Annotated in this window: 19 protein-coding genes; 18 read left to right on the top strand and 1 reads right to left on the bottom strand. The window is 70.0% G+C overall.

Translation table 11 applies throughout. The annotated features are described in order from the left end of the window. Window positions 1-88: 88 nt before the first annotated feature. The 10 genes from pgsA (at window position 89) to N5079_RS29375 (ending at window position 8,715) form a co-directional block, all read left to right on the top strand. The gene (gene pgsA / locus N5079_RS29420; RefSeq protein ID WP_261587433.1) at window positions 89-694 is read left to right on the top strand and encodes a phosphatidylinositol phosphate synthase; all 606 of its coding nucleotides are present in this window, start codon (window positions 89-91) and stop codon (window positions 692-694) included. Next, the gene (locus N5079_RS29415) at window positions 691-1,668 is read left to right on the top strand and encodes a phosphatidylinositol mannoside acyltransferase (RefSeq protein WP_261587404.1); all 978 of its coding nucleotides are present in this window, start codon (window positions 691-693) and stop codon (window positions 1,666-1,668) included. The genes pgsA and N5079_RS29415 overlap by 4 nt, the downstream gene beginning before the upstream one ends. After that, window positions 1,665-2,795: a glycosyltransferase family 4 protein gene (locus tag N5079_RS29410; protein ID WP_261587403.1), complete on the top strand. Its 1,131-nt coding sequence runs from the start codon at window positions 1,665-1,667 to the stop codon at window positions 2,793-2,795. The genes N5079_RS29415 and N5079_RS29410 overlap by 4 nt, the downstream gene beginning before the upstream one ends. Then, window positions 2,792-3,337: a hypothetical protein gene (locus N5079_RS29405; RefSeq protein ID WP_261587402.1), complete on the top strand. Its 546-nt coding sequence runs from the start codon at window positions 2,792-2,794 to the stop codon at window positions 3,335-3,337. The genes N5079_RS29410 and N5079_RS29405 overlap by 4 nt, the downstream gene beginning before the upstream one ends. A gap of 151 nt (window positions 3,338-3,488) precedes the next feature. Then, window positions 3,489-4,493 carry a DUF3048 domain-containing protein gene (locus N5079_RS29400; RefSeq protein ID WP_261587401.1) on the top strand — a complete coding sequence of 335 codons (1,005 nt, stop codon included), beginning with the start codon at window positions 3,489-3,491 and terminating at the stop codon, window positions 4,491-4,493. A gap of 114 nt (window positions 4,494-4,607) precedes the next feature. After that, entirely contained in the window at window positions 4,608-5,522 is a 915-nt protein-coding gene (pdxS, locus tag N5079_RS29395) for a pyridoxal 5'-phosphate synthase lyase subunit PdxS (protein WP_261587400.1), read from the top strand. A 109-nt stretch (window positions 5,523-5,631) separates the two neighbouring features. Continuing rightward, entirely contained in the window at window positions 5,632-6,057 is a 426-nt protein-coding gene (locus N5079_RS29390; protein ID WP_261587399.1) for a MarR family winged helix-turn-helix transcriptional regulator, read from the top strand. Window positions 6,058-6,090: 33 nt separating this feature from the next. Then, the gene (locus tag N5079_RS29385) at window positions 6,091-7,302 is read left to right on the top strand and encodes an MFS transporter (RefSeq protein WP_261587398.1); all 1,212 of its coding nucleotides are present in this window, start codon (window positions 6,091-6,093) and stop codon (window positions 7,300-7,302) included. Window positions 7,303-7,368: 66 nt separating this feature from the next. Then, entirely contained in the window at window positions 7,369-7,959 is a 591-nt protein-coding gene (gene pdxT / locus N5079_RS29380; RefSeq protein ID WP_261587397.1) for a pyridoxal 5'-phosphate synthase glutaminase subunit PdxT, read from the top strand. Window positions 7,960-7,962: 3 nt separating this feature from the next. Beyond that, window positions 7,963-8,715: a YebC/PmpR family DNA-binding transcriptional regulator gene (locus tag N5079_RS29375; protein ID WP_261587396.1), complete on the top strand. Its 753-nt coding sequence runs from the start codon at window positions 7,963-7,965 to the stop codon at window positions 8,713-8,715. A 413-nt stretch (window positions 8,716-9,128) separates the two neighbouring features. Here N5079_RS29375 and N5079_RS29370 read toward each other — a convergent pair whose 3' ends face one another. Next, window positions 9,129-11,123 (bottom strand): DUF222 domain-containing protein, encoded by a 1,995-nt coding sequence (locus N5079_RS29370; protein WP_261587395.1) that lies wholly within the window; start codon window positions 11,121-11,123, stop codon window positions 9,129-9,131. Window positions 11,124-11,611: 488 nt separating this feature from the next. On the opposite strand from N5079_RS29370, the gene eis reads away from it, so the two are divergent. The 8 genes from eis to N5079_RS29330 all read left to right on the top strand — a co-directional run bounded on the left by eis (window position 11,612) and on the right by N5079_RS29330 (window position 21,398). Next, window positions 11,612-12,802 carry an enhanced intracellular survival protein Eis gene (gene eis, locus N5079_RS29365; protein WP_261587394.1) on the top strand — a complete coding sequence of 397 codons (1,191 nt, stop codon included), beginning with the start codon at window positions 11,612-11,614 and terminating at the stop codon, window positions 12,800-12,802. Between the two features lie 133 nt (window positions 12,803-12,935). Beyond that, on the top strand, window positions 12,936-13,529 hold the full coding sequence (gene ruvC, locus N5079_RS29360; protein WP_261587432.1) for a crossover junction endodeoxyribonuclease RuvC: 594 nt from the start codon (window positions 12,936-12,938) through the stop codon (window positions 13,527-13,529). 345 nt (window positions 13,530-13,874) lie between these two features. After that, window positions 13,875-14,495: a Holliday junction branch migration protein RuvA gene (gene ruvA, locus N5079_RS29355; RefSeq protein ID WP_261587393.1), complete on the top strand. Its 621-nt coding sequence runs from the start codon at window positions 13,875-13,877 to the stop codon at window positions 14,493-14,495. An 85-nt stretch (window positions 14,496-14,580) separates the two neighbouring features. Beyond that, a complete protein-coding gene (gene ruvB / locus N5079_RS29350) occupies window positions 14,581-15,630 on the top strand; it encodes a Holliday junction branch migration DNA helicase RuvB (protein WP_261587392.1) in 1,050 nt (349 codons plus the stop codon). A 1,822-nt stretch (window positions 15,631-17,452) separates the two neighbouring features. After that, complete coding sequence (gene yajC / locus N5079_RS29345) at window positions 17,453-17,812, top strand: preprotein translocase subunit YajC (protein WP_261587391.1); 360 nt, start codon at window positions 17,453-17,455, stop codon at window positions 17,810-17,812. Window positions 17,813-17,902: 90 nt separating this feature from the next. After that, window positions 17,903-19,663 (top strand): protein translocase subunit SecD, encoded by a 1,761-nt coding sequence (gene secD / locus N5079_RS29340; protein ID WP_315967897.1) that lies wholly within the window; start codon window positions 17,903-17,905, stop codon window positions 19,661-19,663. Beyond that, the gene (gene secF / locus N5079_RS29335; RefSeq protein ID WP_261587390.1) at window positions 19,663-20,775 is read left to right on the top strand and encodes a protein translocase subunit SecF; all 1,113 of its coding nucleotides are present in this window, start codon (window positions 19,663-19,665) and stop codon (window positions 20,773-20,775) included. Before secD ends, secF begins: the two co-directional genes overlap by 1 nt. 116 nt (window positions 20,776-20,891) lie before the next feature. Continuing rightward, complete coding sequence (locus tag N5079_RS29330) at window positions 20,892-21,398, top strand: adenine phosphoribosyltransferase (protein ID WP_261587389.1); 507 nt, start codon at window positions 20,892-20,894, stop codon at window positions 21,396-21,398. Window positions 21,399-21,687 lie beyond the last annotated feature (289 nt).

The following is a 21,687-nucleotide window of genomic DNA, read 5'->3' as shown; positions in this document are numbered from 1 at the left end:
TTTACCCATGTGGCGCATATCACAAGACATTTCGCCGGAATGTGCTTGCGAGCTCGGCGTGCCGTTCATGGCCTACGATCGGACGGCGATGTTGAAAGTCCTGCGCCCTGCCGTCACCCGTGTCATGACCCCGCTGGGGCGTGCGCTCGCCCGCCTCGGGATCTCTCCTGACATGATCACCATCGTGGGCACCCTGGGCGTGGTCGTCTCCGCCCTCGTCTTCTACCCGCGCGGGCAGCTCTTCCTCGGCACCGTGGTGATCACTGTGTTCGTCCTCGCCGACATGCTGGACGGCGTGCTCGCCAGGATGACGGGTAAGGGCAGCACCTGGGGGGCGTTCCTGGACTCCACGCTCGACCGTCTCGGCGACGCCGCGGTCTTCTCCGGGCTGATCCTCTACCTCGTCCTGGAGGACGAGCCGGAGATCGTCCTCGCGGGCGTCGCGCTGTTCTGTCTCGTCGCGGGAGCATTGGTGTCGTACGCCAAGGCGCGGGCCGAGGGCCTCGGGATGACCGCGAACGTGGGCATCGCCGAGCGGGGGGAGCGGCTCGTCGTCGTGCTGGTCGCGGCCGGGCTATCCGGGCTTGGCGTGCCGTACGTCCTGGCGATCGGGCTCTGGCTGCTCGCGGCGGCGAGCGCCGTCACGGTCGTCCAGCGCATGATCCATGTCTACCGGCAGGCGGTGGTGAGATGACGCGCGCGGCCGGCACTCCGGGGAGTCCCCACCCCCGCGTGCCGCTGGTCGACCGGCTCGTGGCGGCCGCCTACTCGGCGGGCTGGCTGGTCGTACGGCACGTGCCGGAACGGCTCGCCGCGTGGTTCTTCCGCGCGCTGGCCGACGTTCTGTGGCGCAGGCAGGGCAGGCTGGTGCGGCGCCTGGAGTCCAACCTGGCCCGGGTGGTGGGCGAGGACGCCGCCGCCCCGGCCGTCCGCGAGCTGAGCCGCGCCGGGATGCGCTCCTACTTCCGCTACTGGATGGAGGCGTTCCGCCTTCCCTCCATGAGCCGCGAGCGGATCCTGGAGGGCACCTACGCGATCGGCGCCGAGCAGATCTTCGACAACCTCGCCGCGGGCCGCGGTGCGGTGATGGCCCTGCCCCACATGGGCAACTGGGACGTGGCCGGCGCGTGGCTCGTGCACAAGGGCCATCCCTTCACGACGGTCGCGGAGCGGTTACGCCCCGAGTCGCTGTTCGAGCGGTTCGTCGCGTACCGGGAGGGCCTCGGCATGGAGGTCCTCCCGCTGACCAAGCAGGGCGGCGGCAGCGCGATGGCCTTCGGCACGCTCGCCAAGCGGCTCCGCGAGGGACGGCCGGTGTGCCTGCCCGCCGAGCGCGACCTGACCGCCTCCGGCGTGGAGGTCGACTTCTTCGGCGCCCGGACCCGCATGGTCGCGGGCCCCGCCCTGCTGGCGATCCAGACAGGTGCCGCGCTGCTGCCCGCCGTCATCTGGTTCGAGGGGGACGGCTGGGGCATCCACATCCATGAGGAGATCCCGGTCCCGGCCGAGGGGACGCGGCAGGAGAAGGTCGTCGCGATGACGCAGAGCATGGCGGCCGTGTTCGAGAAGGGCATCGCCGAGCACCCGGAGGACTGGCACATGCTCCAGCGCCTCTGGCTCGACGACCTGCTCGACGAATGGGAACCCCGTCCCGGGGGAGCGCCGTGAAGATCGGCATCGTCTGCCCGTACACCTGGGACGTCCCCGGAGGTGTGCAGGCGCACATCCGCGACCTCGCCGAGGCGCTCATCGCCGACGGCCACGAGGTGTCGGTCATCACCCCGGCCGCCGACGACGCCCCGCTGCCGTCCTACGTGACCTCGGCCGGCCGCGCGGTGCCCGTGCCGTACAACGGGTCGGTGGCGCGGCTGGCGTTCGGCTTCCTCTCGATGAACCGCGTCCGCAAGTGGATCAGGGAGGGCGGGTTCGACGTGCTCCACGTGCACGAGCCCGCCGTGCCGTCCCTCGGCGTGCTGGCCTGCTGGGTGGCGCGCGGGCCGATGGTGGCGACCTTCCACGCCTCCTACGAGCGCTCCCGGGCCATGTCGGTCGCCGCACCCATGCTGCAGAGCGCCCTAGAGAAGATCACCGCCAGGATCGCGGTCTCCGACGCCGCCCGGAAGACCCTCGTGGAGCATCTCGGCGGCGACGCGGTGCTGATCCCCAACGGGGTGACCGTCAGCCGGTACGCGGCGGCGACGCCGCTCCCAGGATGGGGCCCCGACGGCGACGTCATCGGGTTCCTCGGCCGGATGGACGAGCCGCGCAAGGGCCTTCCCGTGCTGCTGGAGGCCTTCTCCCTGCTCGCGCCCGAACGGCCCGGCCTCAGGCTGCTGATCGCCGGTCCCGGAGACCCCGACGACGTGCTCGGCCGGGTGCCCAAGCCGTACCGCGACCGGGTGGGGCTCCTCGGCATGGTGAGCGAGGCGGACAAGGTCCGTGCCTACCACTCCGTGGACGTGTTCTGCGCGCCCAACCTGGGCGGCGAGAGCTTCGGCATCGTCCTGACAGAGGCCATGTCCGCCGGGGCGCCGATCCTGGCGAGCGACATCCCCGCCTTCCGCCGGGTGCTCGGCGACGGGCAGGCCGGGGCGCTGTTCGCGACCGGCGACGCCGCGGCCCTCGCCAAGGAGGCCGCGCGGCTGCTCGACGACCCCGCCCGCAGGGCCAAGCTCTCCGACGAGGCCCGCAGCGCCGTCCGGAAGTACGACTGGTCGACCGTCGCCCGGGATGTCGTGCGGGTCTACGAGACCGTGACGCACGCCACCGCCGGGGTCGTGGAGGACACCGCGTGACAACGACGACGATCCTGATCCTCGTGGTGGGCGTGCTCGTCGTGCTCACCGCCGTCTACATCTCCTGGCGGGCGGGCCGGCTGGACCGCCTGCACATCCGGCTGGAGACGGCCCAGGCCGCGCTCGACGCCGCCCTGCTGCGCCGCGCCGCCGTCTGCCTGGAGCTGGCCGGGTCGCGCATCCTCGACCCCGCGACGTCGCTCGTGCTCGCAGCGGGCGCCCACGAGGCCCGTACGGCCGGCCCGGACGAGCGGGAGCACGCGGAGAGCGACCTGTCCAAGACGCTGCGCGCGGTCGTCGGCCAGGAGCGGTTCCGGGAGAAGCTGGCCGAGCACCCGGCGGGCACGGCGCTCATGGAGGAGCTCGACACGGCGGTGGCCAAGGTCGTCTACTCCCGCCGGTTCTTCAACAACGCCGTCGCGGTCACCCGTACGGCCCAGCGTCGCTGGCTGGCCCGCACGCTGCGGCTGGCCGGGCACACCGACTACCCCCAGTTTTTCGAGATCGACGACGCCCCGCCGGACTCACTCGCCGCGGAATAGGCCGTTGTGGCCGATTGGTGGAGGACACGTCATGGTTCGCCGGTAAGCTCATGCCGTTTCGTGGCGTGTTTGTGGCGTGTTCGCCATGTGGTCCGTGCGAACCAGGTGCGTCCTGCCTGCTCGCGGGGTCTCCATCGGGAGGAGCTGAGCGGTGCGGGCAGTGATCGGCTTCACGGTGATCCTGGGGGTCGCCCTCACCGGGACGGCGTGCTCTTCCAGTGGCGGCGCGCCCGGCACGCCGTCGCAGGGAGCGTCCGCCTCGGCCTCCCCGTCGCCCACCGCGCCCCCCGAGCACCCGTTCACCGGCCGTCCGGTGGCCGAGCGCAGGCCCGTGCTGGCCGTGAAGATCGAGAACACCTCGGCGGGCAAGCCCCAGATGGGCCTGCGCAGCGCCGACATCGTGTTCATCGAGCAGGTCGAGGGCGGCCTGACCCGGCTCATGGCCATCTTCAGCTCGAAGCTGCCCGCCCAGGTCGGGCCGGTGAGAAGCGCGCGCATCTCCGACCTGCACATCCTCCCGATGTTCGGCAAGCCGGCGCTGGCCTACTCGGGCGTGCAGACCAAGATGATCCCGTTCGTGCGCAAGGCTTCGCTGTGGGACGTGTCCGACAGCAGCGCGTTCTCGGCGTACTCCCGCGTGCCCGGCCGGGTCGCGCCGTACAACCTGTTCGGGACCCCGAAGAAGCTGCTCGCCAAGGCGCCGAAGGCCGGCAAGGCCGAGGACATCGGCTTCGTGTTCTCCGACGAACCGCCGGCCGGCGGCGTCCCGCAGAAGCAGGTCAGCGTGCGCTACCCGGCGGCGCGGTTCACGTTCACCTGGTCGGCGGCGCAGAAGCGATGGCTCGTCACGCAGGACGGGGCGAAGGACATGGCCGCCGAGGGCGGCCAGCAGGGCGCCCCCACGGTCGTGGTCCAGTGGGTCAAGACGGACAGGTCCCAGTTCCACGACTTCCACGGCAGCTACACGCCTCTCGTCCACACGGTGGGCAAGGGCACCGGCGTCGTGCTCCGGGACGGCCAGGCCTACAAGGTCAACTGGTCGCGGGCCTCCGAGGAGAAGGGCACCACGTACACGACGGCCGACGGCAAGCCGATGCCGTTCGCCCGTGGACAGGTGTGGGTCGTCCTCGCGTCGCGGAAGCCCGTGGCGCCCTGATGGGCGAATAGTACAAAAACAGTGATCAACCCTGACAGAGTGGAACGTCAGGGGAGGGATTGGCCAGGACCTACCATGGAGGGGAATCCATACCCGCCGTCGTGAGGTAGCACCGTGTCCAGCAGCACCCCCGAAGTCAACGAGTCCACCGCCGTCGGCACCGCCCGCGTGAAGCGTGGCATGGCCGAGATGCTCAAGGGCGGGGTCATCATGGACGTCGTCACCCCGGAGCAGGCCAAGATCGCTGAGGATGCCGGAGCGGTCGCCGTCATGGCGCTGGAGCGGGTGCCCGCCGACATCCGCGCCCAGGGTGGCGTGTCCCGCATGAGCGACCCCGACATGATCGACGGCATCATCAACGCCGTGTCGATCCCCGTTATGGCAAAGGCCCGGATCGGCCACTTCGTCGAGGCCCAGGTGCTGCAGGCGCTGGGCGTGGACTACGTCGACGAGTCCGAGGTGCTCACCCCGGCCGACTACGCAAACCACATCGACAAGTGGCAGTTCACCGTGCCTTTCGTCTGCGGCGCCACGAACCTGGGCGAGGCGCTGCGCCGCATCACCGAGGGCGCGGCGATGATCCGCTCCAAGGGCGAGGCGGGCACGGGCGACGTTTCCAACGCCACCACCCACATGCGGAAGATCCGTGGCGAGCTCAAGCGCCTGACCTCCCTGCCGGAGGATGAGCTGTACGTCGCCGCCAAGGAACTGCAGGCGCCGTACGAGCTGGTGGCCGAGGTCGCGAAGACCGGCAAGCTGCCGGTGGTGCTGTTCACCGCCGGTGGCATCGCCACTCCGGCGGACGCCGCCATGATGATGCAGCTCGGAGCCGAGGGCGTCTTCGTCGGGTCGGGCATCTTCAAGTCCGGCGACCCGGCGAAGCGCGCCGCCGCCATCGTCAAGGCCACGACGTTCTACGACGACCCGGACGTCCTGGCCAAGGTGTCGCGGGGCCTGGGCGAGGCGATGGTCGGCATCAACGTGGACGAGATCCCCGCCCCGCACCGCCTCGCCGAGCGCGGCTGGTAGATCCCCGGCCTCATCCCGGCCTGATGACGTAGGGAATCCCAGGGCGTAAGCCTGCCCTGGGATTCCTTATTGACGAATAGTTAGCTTAGCTAAGTTAGACTGCCTAAGTATGACGACGGACGACACCGGATCTCTGGCCGACAGCCTGTCGCGCGAGCTGCGTCACCTCGTGATGCTGCTCCGCCGTACGACCGCGGGACAGCCCGTGACCTCGCAGCAGTACTCCGTGCTCGGCTCCCTCGAAGGCGCCCCCCGCCGGATGACCGAGCTCGCCGAGGAGCACGGCGTCCAGCTCCCCACCATGACCGTGCAGATCAACCGGCTCGAGGACGCCGGGCTGGTGGCGCGCGGCAGCGACGCCTCCGACGCCCGGGTCCGCACCGTCGAGCTGACCGGCGAAGGCAGGTCCCGCCTGCGCGGCGTACGGCAGGCCAGGATCGCCTACCTCGCCCGGCAGCTGGAAACCCTCACCCCCGAGGAGCGGTCGGCCATCTCCGTTGCCCTTCCCGCCCTGGCCAAGCTGGGCCGGGCCTGACCTTCGGCCTCATCTTCTGAAGGAGAGCCACGCATGCCATCGCAGAGCGGCGGGATGCTCCGCCAGCCCGTGTCCGTCTGGGCCACCGCCTTCGCCGCGGTGGTCGCGTTCATGGGCATCGGCCTGGTCGACCCCATCCTGCCGTCCATCGCCAGGGGCCTGAAGGCCACCCCCAGCCAGGTGTCGTTACTGTTCACCAGCTACTTCCTCGTGACCGCCGTCGCCATGCTGATCACCGGCTGGGTCTCCAGCCGCGTCGGCGGCAGGCGGACGCTGCTCCTCGGGCTCTCCCTCGTGGTGCTCTTCGCCGCCCTCGCAGGCACGTCCGGCAGCGTCGCGCAGCTCGTCGGCTTCCGCGCGGGCTGGGGGCTCGGCAACGCGCTGTTCGTCGCCACGGCCCTCGCCGTGATCGTCGGCGCGGCCAGCGGGGGAGCGGAGAAGGCGATCATCCTCTACGAGGCCGCGCTGGGTCTCGGCATCTCGGCGGGACCCCTCCTCGGGGCGGCGCTGGGCGAATGGAACTGGCGGGCGCCGTTCTTCGGCACCGCCACGCTGATGGCCGTCGGCTTCGTCCTCATCGTCACCCTTCTCAAGGAGACGTCCAGGGCCGCCAAGAGGACACGGCTCAGCGAGCCCATCCGCGCCCTCGCTCATGGGGGCCTGTCCACGACCGCGTTCACCGCGCTGTTCTACAACTTCGCCTTCTTCACCGTGCTCGCGTTCACGCCCTTCATCCTCGGCATGACCGCGTACGGCATCGGCGCCGTGTTCTTCGGGTGGGGCGTCTGCGTGGCGCTGTCCTCCGTCTTCGCCGCGCCGTGGTTCCAGCGCCACCTCGGCTCGGTGCGGGTGCTGTGCCTCTCGCTGGCCGTCCTCGCCGTGTTCCAGGTCGGCATCGCCCTGTCCGGGCACGCGGGCATCGTGATCTTCACCGTGCTCTGCGGGATCCCCATCGGGCTCAACAACACGATCTTCACCGAGGCCGCCATGAAGGTCTCCGACGCGCCACGCTCCGTCGCCTCCGCCGGGTACAACTTCGTCCGCTGGCTCGGCGGCGCGCTCGCGCCGTACATCGCGACCAAGCTCGGCGAGGAGGCCGGCCCGGCCGTGCCGTACTATCTGGGCGCCGTGTGCTGCCTCGCCGGGATCGCGGTCCTGGTCACCCGCCGCCGCCACCTCGCGGCGCTGGACCACGTCGACGTGGGCCGCACCTTCCAGGACGCCACGCCCGCCGCGGCGGCGTAACGGCCGGTTTGGGCGGTTGCCGGACATGGCCATACGCTGAATCGGCCACCAGACGAAGGGACCGCTGTGACCTCTGCGCCGAAGATCGGCGTGCTCGCCCTCCAGGGCGACGTGCGCGAGCACATCCGCGCCCTGGAAGCCTCGGGCGCCGAGGCGACCGCCGTACGCCGCCAGGAGGAGCTCAACGCGGTCAGCGCCCTCGTCATCCCCGGCGGGGAGTCCACCACGATGTGGAAGCTCGCGACCGCGTTCGAACTGCTGGAGCCCCTGCGGCTGCGGATCAAGGAGGGCATGCCCGCGTACGGCTCCTGCGCCGGGATGATCATGCTGGCCGACCGCATCGAGGGCGGGATCGACGGCCAGCAGACCCTCGGCGGGATCGACATGGTGGTCCGCCGCAACGCCTTCGGCCGCCAGGTCGACTCCTTCGAGGCCGACCTCGACTTCGCCTCCAGAGGCCCGATGCGGGCCGTGTTCATCCGCGCGCCCTGGGTTGAATCCGTCGGCCCGGACGTCGAGGTGCTGGGCAGAACCGAACCTGGGGATAGGATCGTCGCGGTCCGTCAGGGACCTCTGCTCGCGACGTCCTTCCACCCGGAGCTGACCGGCGACGCGCGGGTTCATTCGTATTTTGTCGAAATGGTGAGGGAGTTCTAGGCGATGTCCGGCCACTCCAAATGGGCGACGACGAAGCACAAGAAGGCGGCGCTCGACTCCAAGCGCGGCAAGCTGTTCGCCAAGCTCATCAAGAACATCGAGGTCGCGGCCAGGACCGGCGGCCCCGACCCGGACGGCAACCCCACGCTGTACGACGCCATCACCAAGGCCCGCAAGAGCTCCGTCCCCATCGACAACATCGAGCGGGCGCGCAAGCGCGGCGGCGGCCTTGAGGCCGGCGGCGCCGACTGGCAGACCATCATGTACGAGGGCTACGCCCCCGGCGGAGTGGCCGTGCTGATCGAGTGTCTCACCGACAACCGCAACCGTGCGGCCTCCGAGGTGCGCGTCGCCCTCACCCGCAACGGCGGCTCCCTGGCCGACCCCGGCTCGGTGTCGTACATGTTCAACCGCAAGGGCGTCGTGATCGTCCCCAAAGGCGAGCTGAGTGAGGACGACGTGCTCATGGCCGTCCTCGACGCCGGCGCCGAGGAGGTCAACGACCTCGGTGACACCTTCGAGGTCGTCTCCGAGGCCTCCGACCTCATCCCCGTCCGCAAGGCCCTGCAGGACGCCGGGATCGACTACGAGTCGGCCGAGGCCGGCTTCATGCCGACCATGAACGTCCCGCTCGACGAGGAAGGCGCGCGCAAGGTCTTCCGCCTCATCGACGCTCTCGAAGACAGCGACGACGTCCAGAATGTCTGGGCCAACTTCGACGTCAGCGACGAGGTCATGGAGAAGCTCGACGTCTAGTCCCTGGGTGTTCGTCTGTTCCTGAGCGCTCGTCCCCCTGGTGAGAGCCCACGGAACATGGGCCTGCTGGACACGAGGACGGGCGTCGTGCTGCCCACCGTTGTCAACCGCACCACCTGGCGTGGCCGTCGCCCACACCAGGCGGTGCGCCAACGCCAGGCTGGCAACCCCCTCCACGTTTCAGCACGCAGCACCAAGGCCTATTGCGCCCTAACGCCAGGGCGGCGGTAGCAGTTGCGCCTGGTGATACGGGCGCTGGCGCGTATCGCGGCGCCAACGCCGGGTGGGCACCGCCTCCATGCCATCCATGCGCCAGGGGAGGCGCTTCCACGCCTGTACATGGCCGTGCGGCGGGTCAGGAGGCCCAGCGTGCTCCAGCGGAACCCGCTGCGTGTGTGCGTCGCCTTGCCTGCTCAGGTTCGGAATCGGGCGGCGTAGCGGCCTTTTCTGCCGAGGTGGGTGAGGGTCCAGGTGCCGTCGGGGTTGCGGTGGGTGGTGTAGCGGTCGGGGTGGGCGGCTTTGTCGCGGTTGTGCCAGGTGCAGGCGGGAGCCATGTCCTCCAGGTCGGTAGCGCCGCCGTTGATCCACCCGTTGACGTGGTCGATCTCGGCCATGTCGGCGGGGATCGCGCAGCCGTCGCAGTAGCAGGTGGCGTAGCGGGCGATCAACGCCTGGCGTTGGGCGGGGGTGGCCAGCCGTACCGCGCGGCCCATGTTCAGGACCTGCCCCTTGGCGTTCACCACCATGCGGACCAGGCGGGAGGTGCGGGCCAGCCGGTGCACGTCGGAGATCGGCAGCAGTTGCCCGGTGGCGATCAGCAGCCCGGGCGCGAGCCGGTCGGGGTGGTGTCCACACCTCCCACACGCCGCATCCCCCACCCCCTCACCCGCGCCGCCGCCAGCGTCCGCACCGGCACCCGCGCCTACGTCGTTGCCGACACCCGCCGCCGCGCTCGGGTCCACACCCGTCTCCGCGCTCGTGTCCGCGCGGTCGCCCCCGGTGGGGTCGTCGTCCAGGCCGTCGTGCGGGTCAGGGGCGTCGTCGGTGTCGGCGGTGGGGGCCGCCCCTGAGCCGGTGTGATCGCCGCCGGTGGAGTCGCCGGCTCGGTCGCCGTTGGTGTCGCCGGCGCGGTGGGCGTTGGGGTCGGCGGCGCGGTGGGCGGTGGGGTGGGTGGCCGGGGTGCTGTGATCGCAGCCGGCGGGGTTGTCCGGGGTGGGGTTGGTGGGGGTGGGGTCGTCGGGGAGGGATTCGGCGCGGACCAGGACCAGCAGTTCGGTGCTGACCTTCTTGCTCAACAGCGCCGCCAGTGCATCAGCCTGCCGCACCCGCAGCGGCCGGTCATCGTCTTTGCCTTTGGGGCGGGCGTAGGCGGCCAGGAACTCCCGCAGCCGGGCGGCCGCCTCACGCGGCAGCCGGAACTCTCCCTCCACCCCACCGGTGGAGGAGGGGCGGACCAGCAGGAACCGCGCCGCGTAATCGGCATCCGCCTCATCATCCAGGCTGCCGGGATCCAGCAGCTCGCGCAGGTACCGTCCCGCTTTGGCGATCTCGGCCGGGGTGGCATGGTCGGCCAGGTCCACCAGGATCTGCTCCACCAGCCCGACCTGCTCATCGGTCAACCCGGAGGTCACCTGGGTGATCGCATCAACCGACCCCTCAGCCAGGGTGCCGGCCGCGAACCGCCCCCGCACCACAGGCAGCCGCGCCAGCTCCGTGGCCAGCCGGAGCAGCCGCGACGCCCCCGCACCCGTCATCCCCGCCGCGCCACGCAGCCACGTCCCCGTCGAGGCATACCCAACACTCTTGGCCTCCCCGGTGGCGTGAACCCGGCCCACCCGCGCGGCGACCGCCGAGACCAACCGGTCCCGCGCGTACAGCAACTCCTCAGCCTCGGCCAGGCAGATGGCGGCGGTGCCGGGCAGGTCAGCCACCGCCAGCCGGGACGCCAGCTCCCGCAACTCCGGCACCAGCACCCCAGAGCCCACCGGCCCGCCCGACCCCGACGACCCTCCCGGCGACCCGGCCGGGTCGCCTGAATCTGCCGACCTCACCGGCTCGTCCGATTCCGCCGGTCCAGAACCCATAGATAGCCCTGGCTCTCCGGAACCCGTGGACCCGGCAGGAGGCTCATACCCGCCAGACGGTTCACCGCCGGAGGGTTCACTGTCGAAGGACTCACTGCCGGAAGGGGCGGAATCACCGCTCGCGGAAGGATCCGATGCGCCAGTGCCGGTGGAGCGCCGCCGGACGAACTGCCGGTACGCCTCGTCGGCCGGGGCGTCGGCCGAGCGCTGCGGTGGGACGTAGTCAGGGTCCAGCACAGTGCCCTTGAGGATCTCGGGCAGCTTGCGCTTGGATGCGCCCGCCGTACGAAGGGAACCCAGCAGGTCGATCGGTGGTCCGACCATCGAAAGGCACCTCCCCGCGCATCCGAGCCGTCCCGAGAACTGCCCTCACGCTATCCAGCACCTACGACAAATCCGAGCTTGATCCACTAGAAAACCGCAGGTCGGAGCGCTGTCCAAAAGATCTACCTAACGAGCCCCGGCAACTCAGCAAGGAAGGGCCGTTCGGAGCAGCCGTACACGGGGACCCGTTCACGGCTGCAGAGGGGGCGGGAGCACGGCGGTGCCACCAGCCGTCCTCCGCCGCTCGCTTATAGGCGAACAAGGGGCTGACCTGATCAGGGAGCAAGGGGCTGAGCTGAAAACGGCGCGCAGGCCAGCCGGGGCCCGGCCCCCGCCCGGCTGCGTAGGTGGGCATCGGTGCATCCGGTGCCCGCCCCGTGCGCTCGTAGCAGGCCGGCGGCCATGTCGCGTGATCAGAAGGGGCGGCATGGGAAGGAGCGGCTAAACGGTTCGCCGTTTCCGGTCGGTACGGCATAGCTTTGTCCTTTGTGGAAATTCGTGACCTGACGACCGACGACCTTGACGCGGTGCTCGACAACCGGAAGCGCGCCTTCGGCCCCATCTCAGCGGCCGACGCGGAGACCTGGCGCAAGATGATCGTGCCGGTCCTGACCGAGGGTCGATACCTGGGCGTCTTTGACGGAACCAGGCTCATCGCGACCGCGCGGATCAATCAGTACACCCAGTGGTGGCACGGACGTCCCATGTCCATGGGCGGCGTCGCCAGTGTGACCGTCGCGCCCGAGGAACGAGGCCGCGGCGTGGGCCGGGCGCTCATGGCCGGCGTCATCGACCGCAGCGCGGAGTTGGGTCACGTCGTGTCCGCGCTCTACCCGGCGACCACGCCGCTCTACCGCAGCATGGGGTGGGAACACGGCGGAGCACAGCTCAAGGCCGTTCTGCCGACGGAGGCCCTCCGCACCCTCGGAGCCCGTGACAGCGCGGCCGCCGCGGTGAAGCTCCGCCGGATGGGCCCCGACGACGCGCCGGAAGTGATGGCCCTGCTGGAGCGCGTCTACGCCTCGACACGCGCCTCCGGGCCGCTCTGCTGGGACGAGCGGACCTGGCGACTCTGGCTCGAGGACGAGGACGACTTCTGCTACCTCGCCGACGATGGCTACGTGATCTACCGCTGGAGCGGCGGGGACATCGAGGTCGACAACCTCGTGGCGGGCTCGGAGGCCACCGCACGGGCGCTGTGGTCGCTCGTCGGCACGGCGTCGTCCATCGCCAAGTCGGTCAAGGCCTGCGTGGAGCCCCACGACCCGGTGCTGTGGCTCCTGCGCGAGCGATCGTCCGACGAGGTCAAGCAGGTCAGGTGGATGTTCCGTCTGATCGACCTCCCGTCCGCCATCCAGCAGCGCGGCTTTCCCATCGGCGTCTCGCTCGACACGGTCGTCGAGGTCGACGACCCGCAGCGCCCCGCTAACTCCGGCACGTGGCGGCTCCAGGTCGCTTTAGGCTCCTGTACGGCTTCCGCCGCAGGTTCTGCTGCGGAACTCCCGCCGGGACAGGGAGCGCCGTCCCGGTTCACCATCGGCGCCCTGTCCGCACTTTTCGCGGGCGTGCCCGCTGCCACACTCCGCCGGTCCGGACGGCTCACGGGCGGGTCGGCCGAGACCGACGACGCCCTCGACGCCGCCTTCAACTCCGCGGCTTACATGATCGATCACTTCTGACGCGAGCGGACGCCGACTGATCACGGTAGAGTTCGGTGCCGAACAGATGTTCGGCGGTCGCGGATGCCGCTGGGCGAGCGGGCCATAGGCGCCCAACGAGCGGATCGGAGGCCGGCCGGTGCGGTTGCCCGAGCTGCGGGTGTTGGGGGTCGATCCGGGGCTGACCCGATGCGGTCTCGGGGCCGTGGAAGGCCGCCCAGGGGCGCCGCTGAGCCTGGTGGCCGTCGGGGTCGTCCGCACACCGGCGGAGGACGACATCGGCTCCCGCCTGGTGGTGATCGAGGCCGAGATCGAGCGGTGGCTCGATGAGGTCAGACCCGACGCGGTGGCCGTTGAGAGGGTCTTCGCCCAGCACAACGTACGGACCGTCATGGGCACCGCGCAGGCCTCCGCCGTCGCCATCGTGTGCGCGGCAAGGCGGGGGCTGCCCGTGGCCATGCACACCCCGAGCGAGGTCAAGGCCGCGATCACGGGGAACGGCAACGCCGACAAGAAGCAGATCGGCGCCATGGTGACCCGGCTCCTGCGGCTCGACGCCATGCCGAAACCCGCCGACGCCGCCGACGCTCTCGCTCTGGCGATCTGCCACGTCTGGCGGGGTGGCGTCCAGAACCGTCTTGCCGAGGCCCTGTCCAAAGCCCGCGGCTCTGCCGGCTCTGTCACGCTTAACCCTGGTTATCGCCATTCGCCCGGTGCCGGCCGTACCGGCGACCTGGCGAATCCATGACCGCATGACCGCCGGATCGCCGTGCCTGCCTGACCACCGCACCGACCGGATCGCCGGAGACCCGCGACTGCGCTGCCGTACGGCTGCCGCGGTGCCGAGGGGAGCCCCATGCTTGCATCGGCTCGAGCCTCCGCGTATGCCGGGCCTCCGCGTCTGGTGGGTCGTCGCCGGATCGCCGGACAGGGCGGCGGATCGTCGGGGCGCTCTGGTAGGACTGAGGTCGGCACGCCGGCTGGGGCGTCGGACGGGCCTCGATGAGACTGGTTGTCCGGACCGTATGAGACTGGTGATCCGGACCATGGTGGGACTGGTTATGCGGGCCGTGGTGGGCGAAGGGAGCGCGGAGTGATCGCATCCGTGGCGGGGCAGGTGACGGCCATCGCGCCGGACGCCGCCGTCATCGAGGTCGGCGGAGTGGGTGTGCTCGTTCATTGCACGCCGGGCACGCTCGCCACCCTCCGCGTAGGTGAGCCCGGCCGCCTCGCGACCTCACTCGTCGTGCGCGAGGAGTCGCTCACGCTGTACGGCTTCGCCTCCGACGACGAGCGGACCGTCTTCGAGCTGCTGCAGACGGCGAGCGGCGTGGGGCCGCGCATCGCCCTCGCGATGCTGGCCGTGCACACGCCCAACGCGCTCCGCGTCGCGGTGGCCAGCGCCGATCTCAAGGCGCTGACCATGGTCCCCGGCATCGGGCAGAAGGGCGCTCAGCGCATCGTGCTGGAGCTCAAGGACAAGCTGGGCACTCCTGATCAGGCGGTGAACGCCGCCCTCAACGGTACGGCGAAGGCGCCGGTGTGGCGTGATCAGGTGCATTCGGGCTTGGTCGGCCTCGGCTACTCCGCTCGGGACGCCGACGAGGCGGTGGCGGCCGTCACTCCCGAAGCCGACGCGGAGGTGGCCGCGGGACGGACTCCCCAGGTGGCCCTGCTGCTCAAGTCGGCCCTGCGCGCGCTGAGCGTCCGATGACCCCGGCGCGCCCAGGGTGTCCGCAGGCAGCCGGCGGGTTCCGCCCGGTGGAGACGAGAGTCGGCTTGGGTGGCGGGGAGCGCCTGTGAGCTTTGAGCGGGAGTTGGTGTCGCCGGAACCGGAGGGCGACGAGCAGGCGATCGAGGCGGCACTGCGGCCCAAGCGCCTGGACGAGTTCATCGGCCAGGGGCGGGTCCGGGAGCAGCTCTCCCTCGTGCTGGAGAGCGCCCTTCGCAGGAACCGGCCGCCCGACCATGTGCTGATGAGCGGTGGCCCTGGGCTTGGAAAGACCACGCTTGCCATGATCATCGCCGCTGAGCTGGGAGCGCCTCTCCGGGTGACCTCGGGCCCCGCTCTGGAACGGGCGGGTGATCTGGCCGCGATCCTCTCGACACTGTCGGAGGGCGAGGTCCTGTTCATCGACGAGATCCACCGGATGGCCCGCCCGGCCGAAGAGATGCTCTATCTGGCGATGGAGGACTTCCGCGTCGACATCGTCGTCGGCAAGGGCCCCGGAGCCACCTCGATCCCGCTCGACATCGCGCCGTTCACCCTGGTCGGGGCCACGACCAGGGCCGGTCTGCTCCCGGCGCCGCTACGCGACCGGTTCGGCTTCACCGCGCACATGGACTTCTACGACGTCGCCGAGTTGGAGCAGGTGCTCTACCGCTCCGCCAGGCTGATGTCGGTGGACCTTCCCACGGAGGGCGCCCATGAGATCGCCCGCCGCTCGCGGGGCACGCCCCGGATCGCGAACCGGCTGCTCCGGCGGGTTCGCGACTTCTCCGAGGTCCGGGCGGAGGGCGTGATCACCAGGGAGATCGCGTCGGCCGCGCTGAACCTCTACGAGGTTGACGCCGAGGGGCTCGACCGGCTCGACCGGGCGGTGCTCGGCGTGCTGCTGCGAAAGTTCGGCGGCGGGCCGGTGGGCCTGTCCACGCTCGCCGTGGCCGTGGGGGAGGAGCCCGAGACCGTGGAGGTCGTCGCGGAACCCTTCCTCGTCCGGCAGGGGCTGCTCGCCCGGACGCCGCGCGGCCGGGTGGCGACCGCGTCCGCCTGGGCGCACCTCGGCCTGACTCCGCCTCCTGACGCCTTCGGGGCGTCGCCCATCCCCACCCTTTTCGACGGGGACTGAGATCCCCGATGGTTCGGCTTCGCCGTCGCGCATGTGAGGGGGCGGTCGTGAGATGGGCCGCCGGTCCCCGATGCTTCCCCGCGCCAGAGCCGAAAGGCGGGCGACACGTCGGAGTTCGCCCAGCCGGTCTTTTGTCGTCCGTGCATACGTGGCTGGGCCAATGCCGCGCGGCCACAGCCCGTTTCGTTGCCGGGCAGGCGTTTGTGAGTGGCCGCATTCCGGGGACGGCTCTTGCCGCCCCCACGGATTCGCGCTGAACAAGGATCGTCGTATGGATTTGTTGCTGTACGAAAACCGCGATGAATGAGAATCGCCGAATATGATTGCCTATGCGATCGCCGTTCGCGATCGCCGTACGGAACATCTCGCGTGGTGCTCGGGAGAAGGGCTCCGGTTTGCCTGATGGGCGGCGACGCGGAACAAGAGGCGGCCCGCTTCCGGGCTCGGATTGGTCCCCGGATCTCTGGCTCCGGCGGGCGGGGCAGTTCTTTCGTCAGGTGCCAGGGCGGCGATGCCGGCGCCGCAACATGTGACTTTCGGGCCACTGACCGCAGGATATGAGTGCTCGCTCGCGATGCGGTGAGGTCGGCGACGTCTGCGGGCTTCACCGGTCCGCCGCGCCGCCGGCCCGCCGCCCCAGTCCGCGCCGAGGCGCCGTCCGACCCGTCTGCCTCGCCGGGAGGGGTGCTTCCACATGCCCGCCCGCCCTCCGCGCTGGTTGCCCGTCCTCTCCGTCGTCTCCGTGCCCGTGCCCGCGCTCCCGCGTGCTTTCAGGTGGTTCGTCCGCGCAGATGACGGCGGAGGTCTTGATTGCGCTCCATAGTGAAGCCATCTGCGATGTGGAGGCCCCCGGGATTGTCCCGGGCGGCCATGCGGCGACACGAATTCACCCTCGACACTCCGTAACGCAATCTGCCCAGGCTTGCCTATGGGCGCCATTGAGGCTGTTTCTCGCCAACACGTGAGAAAAGTTCGGATCATATGGCAGAAAGGGCTTGCGTTAATCCACGCCCCGGACCGGGCCGTCCCTCGCCGCGGCGGCCGCCGCGCGCATGGCGGTGTGGTCCGCGCGCCCGCGGCCGTTCACCTGACGGGCTGAAGCGCTCGCCGGGAAGAACCCTTCCGGAACGCCCGCACCCTGAGCAGCCCCCATGTCCCGCTGCCGCGTCCCCGGTCACGATCGACCGCGAGCGCCGGTGTGAAGCAGTTGATCCCCACGTGTGATCCCCAGTGTGATCCCCATGTGCCCACGCCAGACATGCCAAGGCAAGCGGACCCAACGGGCCGGCCCAGGTTTGGGGAGTACCGTCAATTCTTTCCCAGCCTTCGTAATCCGCTTGGGAGCGGACGCCGTAGGCTTCGTTCTCCGTTAATTCCTCGCCGCTTCGGGCGGAGGTCATGAGGCCACGTGCGCTCGCCGTACGGGCTGATGGGCCGCCGCGATCTGACGCGCCACCGAGATGCCGGCCTATCGAGGCCTATCCAGATCGGGGTCTATCCAGCCTGCCGGCGGGGCCTCCCAACGCACGCATGGCGAGTCCTTGAGCGAACCCGGCCGTGTCGCGCTTCCGGGCGTCCTGGATGCCTTGCCGGGATGTCGTAGGGTTTAGCCAGGTCACAGAACCGTTTCAATACCGCGAAATAGGAAAGTTTCCCGCGTGCCAGATCGTGGGTTCGTTGCCGGGCTTCGAACGGCTCGCATACACTGCGTGGCTTGACTGGCCGCTTACGCTGACCCGCTCAGCGCCGCGGCGGGCGCGCGCACAGCGCACAAGACCTCCGGCGTCAGGCCGGTTCATCACGTAACGGAAGGGTGGCCCCCGTGGGTAACAACCCGCTTGGGACGTTCCTGCCACTGATCTTGCTGGTAGTGGTGTTCTACTTCCTCCTGATTCGCCCGCAGCGCAAGCGGCAGCAGGAAGCGCTCCAGATGCAGAGCTCCCTGACCCCTGGCGCCCGGGTCATGACGACCACGGGCCTCTTCGCGACCGTGGTCGGTTTCGAGGACGACGACGTCCTCCTCGAGATCGCACCCGGTGTGCAGACCAAGTGGGTGAAGGGGGCGATCGGGCGCGTGGTGACTCCCACCGAGGGCGCCTCGGAGGAGCCGGCCGACGACAACCCGGTGGCCGACGGTCCTGACACCACGGACGGTGATGATTCGAGTACCAAGCAGTCCTGAGTAGGCTGATCGCATACCCTTTGACGAAAGAACTGACCACCAGTGGCCCCACCGACCAGTAGCCAGAGCAAGCCGGGACGTACGCTCCTGGTGCTCCTTGCGCTCATCCTCGCCATGGGCGCGACGGTCGCCCTGCAGAAGGCGTTCGTCCCCAAGTTCGGCCTCGACCTCGCGGGTGGCACCACGGTGACGCTGACGCCGGTCCCGCCCGACGGCAAGACTCCGTCCCAGGAGAGCCTTGATCGAGCCGTCACCATCATCCGCGCTCGCGTGAACGGCACGGGCATCTCGGACGCCGAGGTCGCGAGGTCGAACGAGAACATCGTGATCTCGGTCCCCGGAGCCGGTCGGGAGGAGGCTCTCGGGCTCATCTCCACCACCGCTGAGCTGCGCATGCGCCAGGTGCTCGCGGTGGCCGCCTCAAAGGCCCAGCCTGTGCAGATGCCGACGGCGGCGCCGACGCCCAGTGGTTCCGGCGCGCCCAGTGCGACGCCGAGTGGGGCCGCAGGCGCCACTCCGGGGGCCACGGCGAGCGCGGCGCCCAGCGCCACGCCCGCAGGAAGGGCACTGTCCTCCGCGCTGACCGCTCCCTCTCCGACGCCGACCGCCAAGGCCGGCGACGCGAACGGCGCGAGCGGTGCGAACGGCGGTAAGAAGGGCCACAAAGCGGGAGCCAAGGCCGCACCTTCCCCCACACCGTCGGCATCCGCGTCGCCGACGGCCCCGCCGGCCTCGCAGGCGAGTGACGACCCGCTGGCCGGTCAGGACACCAGCGGCATCGACCCGGCGCTGCTGACGAAGTTCCGCGAGATCGACTGCTCCGCGAAAAAGCGCGGCCAGGGCGCGCAGGACGACCCGAACAAGCAGATCGTGGCCTGCAGCGACGACGGCTCCGCCCGGTACATCCTGGACAAGGCCGCCGTGCAGGGCACCGAGATCAGCGGCGCCCAGGCGGGGACCGACCCCACGACCGGCGAGTGGATCGTCCAGATCAGCTTCAAGTCCAAGGGCGCCTCGCAGTTCGCCGACATCACCCGGCGGATCACCAGCCTCTCGCCGCCGCGCAACCAGCTCGCCAACGTCCTCGACGGCGTCGTCATCGTGGCGCCGACCATCCAGGAGGCCATCCCCGGCGGAAGCGCCCGGATCTCCGGCAGCTTCAACCAGGCGAGCGCCACCGAGCTGGCGGATCAGCTCAAGTACGGCGCGCTGCCGCTGAAGTTCAACCAGAGCTCGGTGGTGTCGGTCTCCTCGACGCTCGGCCAGGACCAGCTCCGCGGCGGCCTGATCTCCGGCGCCTTGGGCCTGCTGGTGGTCGTGCTCTACCTGCTGCTCTACTACCGGGGCCTCGGCCTGATCGGTGTGGCGAGCCTCGCCGTGGCGACCGTGGTGACCTACCTCACGGTGGTCATCCTCAGCCACAACGCGGGCTTCCGGCTCTCGCTGCCGCACATCATCGGCCTCGTGGTCTCGATCGGCATCACCGCGGACTCGTTCATCGTCTACTTCGAACGAATCCGTGACGAGATCAAGGAAGGCCGCCGCACGCTGCGCGCGGCCGTGGAGGTCGCCTGGCGGCGCGCCCGGCGGACGATCCTGGTCGCCGACGCCGTCATGTTCATCGCCGCGGTGGTGCTGTTCTTCCTCGCGGTGGGCGGCGTGGCCGGATTCGCCTTCGCGATGGGCCTGACCACGCTGATCGACATCGTCGTGGTGTTCCTCTTCACCAAGCCGTTCATGTCTCTCGCGGCGCGGCTGAAGTTCTTCTCCAAGGGCCACAAGCTGTCCGGACTCGACGCGGAGCGCATGGGCCGTACGAGCCCCGCCGAGCAGACCCTGCAGGAGGCGTGATGCCGGGTGTTATCAGCCGCCTCTACCGCGGCGACATCAACATCGACTTCGTCGGCAAGCGCAAGATCTGGTACGGCCTGTCGGCCTTCCTGCTGGCCGTCTCCATCCTCGGGCTCGTGATCCACGGCCTGAACCTCGGCGTGGAGTTCAAGGGCGGGTCGGTCTTCGACTTCACCCGGACGCCGGGTTCGAGCGTGGAGAGCGTCCGGTCGGCCGTCCAGGACGCGGGTCCGCACCAGGTCATCGTGCAACAGGCTGGGCCCAACTGGCGGGTCACCACCGAGAGCCTCGACGCCAACGAGGCCACCCTGGTCCAGGGGGCGGTGGCCAAGCGGTTCGGCGTCCCGGAGAACCAGGTCAGCTCGCAGGTCATCGGCGCCACCTGGGGCGGCGAGGTCTCCCAGAAGGCATGGATCGGCCTCGCGGTCTTCATGATCGCGATCATGCTGTACCTGTCCGTGGCCTTCGAGTGGCGGATGGCGCTCGCCGCCATCGTCGCCCTCGTCCACGACCTGGTGATCACGGCCGGCGTCTACGCCTGGTCGGGCTTCGAGGTCACCCCGGCGACCATGCTGGGCTTCCTCACGATCCTCGGTTACTCGCTGTACGACGCGGTCGTCGTCTTCGACATGATCAAGGAAGTGACCGGCAAGCTCGGCACGAGCGCCAAGATGACCTACACGCAGGCGGCGAACAACGCGCTCAGCCACACCCTCATCCGGTCGCTGAACACCTCGCTCGTCGCGATCCTGCCCGTCGCGGCGATCCTGTTCATCGGCACGACGCTGCTCGGCGCCGGCACGCTGAAGGACCTGTCGCTGGCGCTCTTCGTCGGCATGATCGTCGGCACCTACTCCTCGCTGTGCGTCGCGACGCCGATCCTGGTGACGCTCAAGGAGCGGGAGCCGCATTGGCAGGCGCTCGCCAAGCGGGTGGCTCTGAAGCAGACGTCCGCCGCCAAGGCGGCCGCCACCGCGGGCGGGAGCCGTACCGTGAAGGAGACCGTCCCGGCGGCCTCCCAGAGCACGTCCCAAAGCGCGTCCCAGAGCACATCGCCCACCGTGTCGCAGAACGGCGCGGTCACGGGCGACGGCAAGCGTAAGAAGCGTTAGGCGGCCTCGCGCCGCATGGAGCGCCCCCGTGATCGGAGACGGTCACGGGGGCGTCCTGCTTTCCACGTATCGCCGGGCCGGGGGCTTCCCGCGCGGGGTGCTCTAAGGTTGGCCTCGTGACTGACTGGACCGCCCTGATCAGGGACGTACCCGACTATCCGAAGCCCGGGATCCTGTTCAAGGACATCACCCCGCTCCTGGGCGATCACGCGGCCTTCACGCAGGTCGTGGACGAGCTCGCGGACGGCCTGGTGTTCGACAAGGTCGTCGGCATCGAGGCGCGGGGCTTCATCCTCGCCGCTCCGGTGGCCTACCGCAGTGGCGCGGGATTCGTCCCGGTGCGCAAGAAGGGCAAACTGCCTGCGGAGACGCTGGAGGCGTCCTATGATCTGGAGTACGGCTCCGCGACCATCGAGGTGCACGCCGATGCCTTCGCCCCGGGCGACCGGGTTCTGATCGTGGACGACGTGCTCGCCACGGGCGGCACGGCCCACGCGACGGTGGAGCTGGTCAGGAGGGCCGGCGCCGAAGTGACCGCCGTGTCCGTACTGATGGAGCTGTCCTTCCTCTCCGGCCGTGACCGTCTACCCGGTTTGGACGTCCGTGCCCTGGTAAGCGTGTAAGCGTTGCTGGTTCCGTGGCTGTGCCGTCCCCTGTGGCGGCCGGGCGCGTGACGAGGCGACTCGGCGGAGAGTGCTGGGGCGGCGCGGATACACTGAGGAATCTGGACTCGACGTAAGGAGTCTGTGTGCCCCGTGATGTGGTCGTGCCCGACAGCGCGAGGGCTGGTCGCGGAACCGACCCGCGCGAGGCCCCCGAGCCGGTCGACGTGCCCGTTGACGCGGCGCCCGACTCATCGGGGGGTGCGGACGAAAGACCGGCGCCGGCCTCGCGAAGGAGGCTGGCCCGGTT

This window comes from Planotetraspora sp. A-T 1434 (assembly GCF_025420585.1).
In the GTDB taxonomy this organism is placed as follows: Bacteria; Actinomycetota; Actinomycetes; order Streptosporangiales; family Streptosporangiaceae; genus JAOEGB01.
The sequence above is the reverse complement of the archived record's forward strand: the minus strand, read 5'-3'. Positions and strand labels throughout refer to the sequence as shown.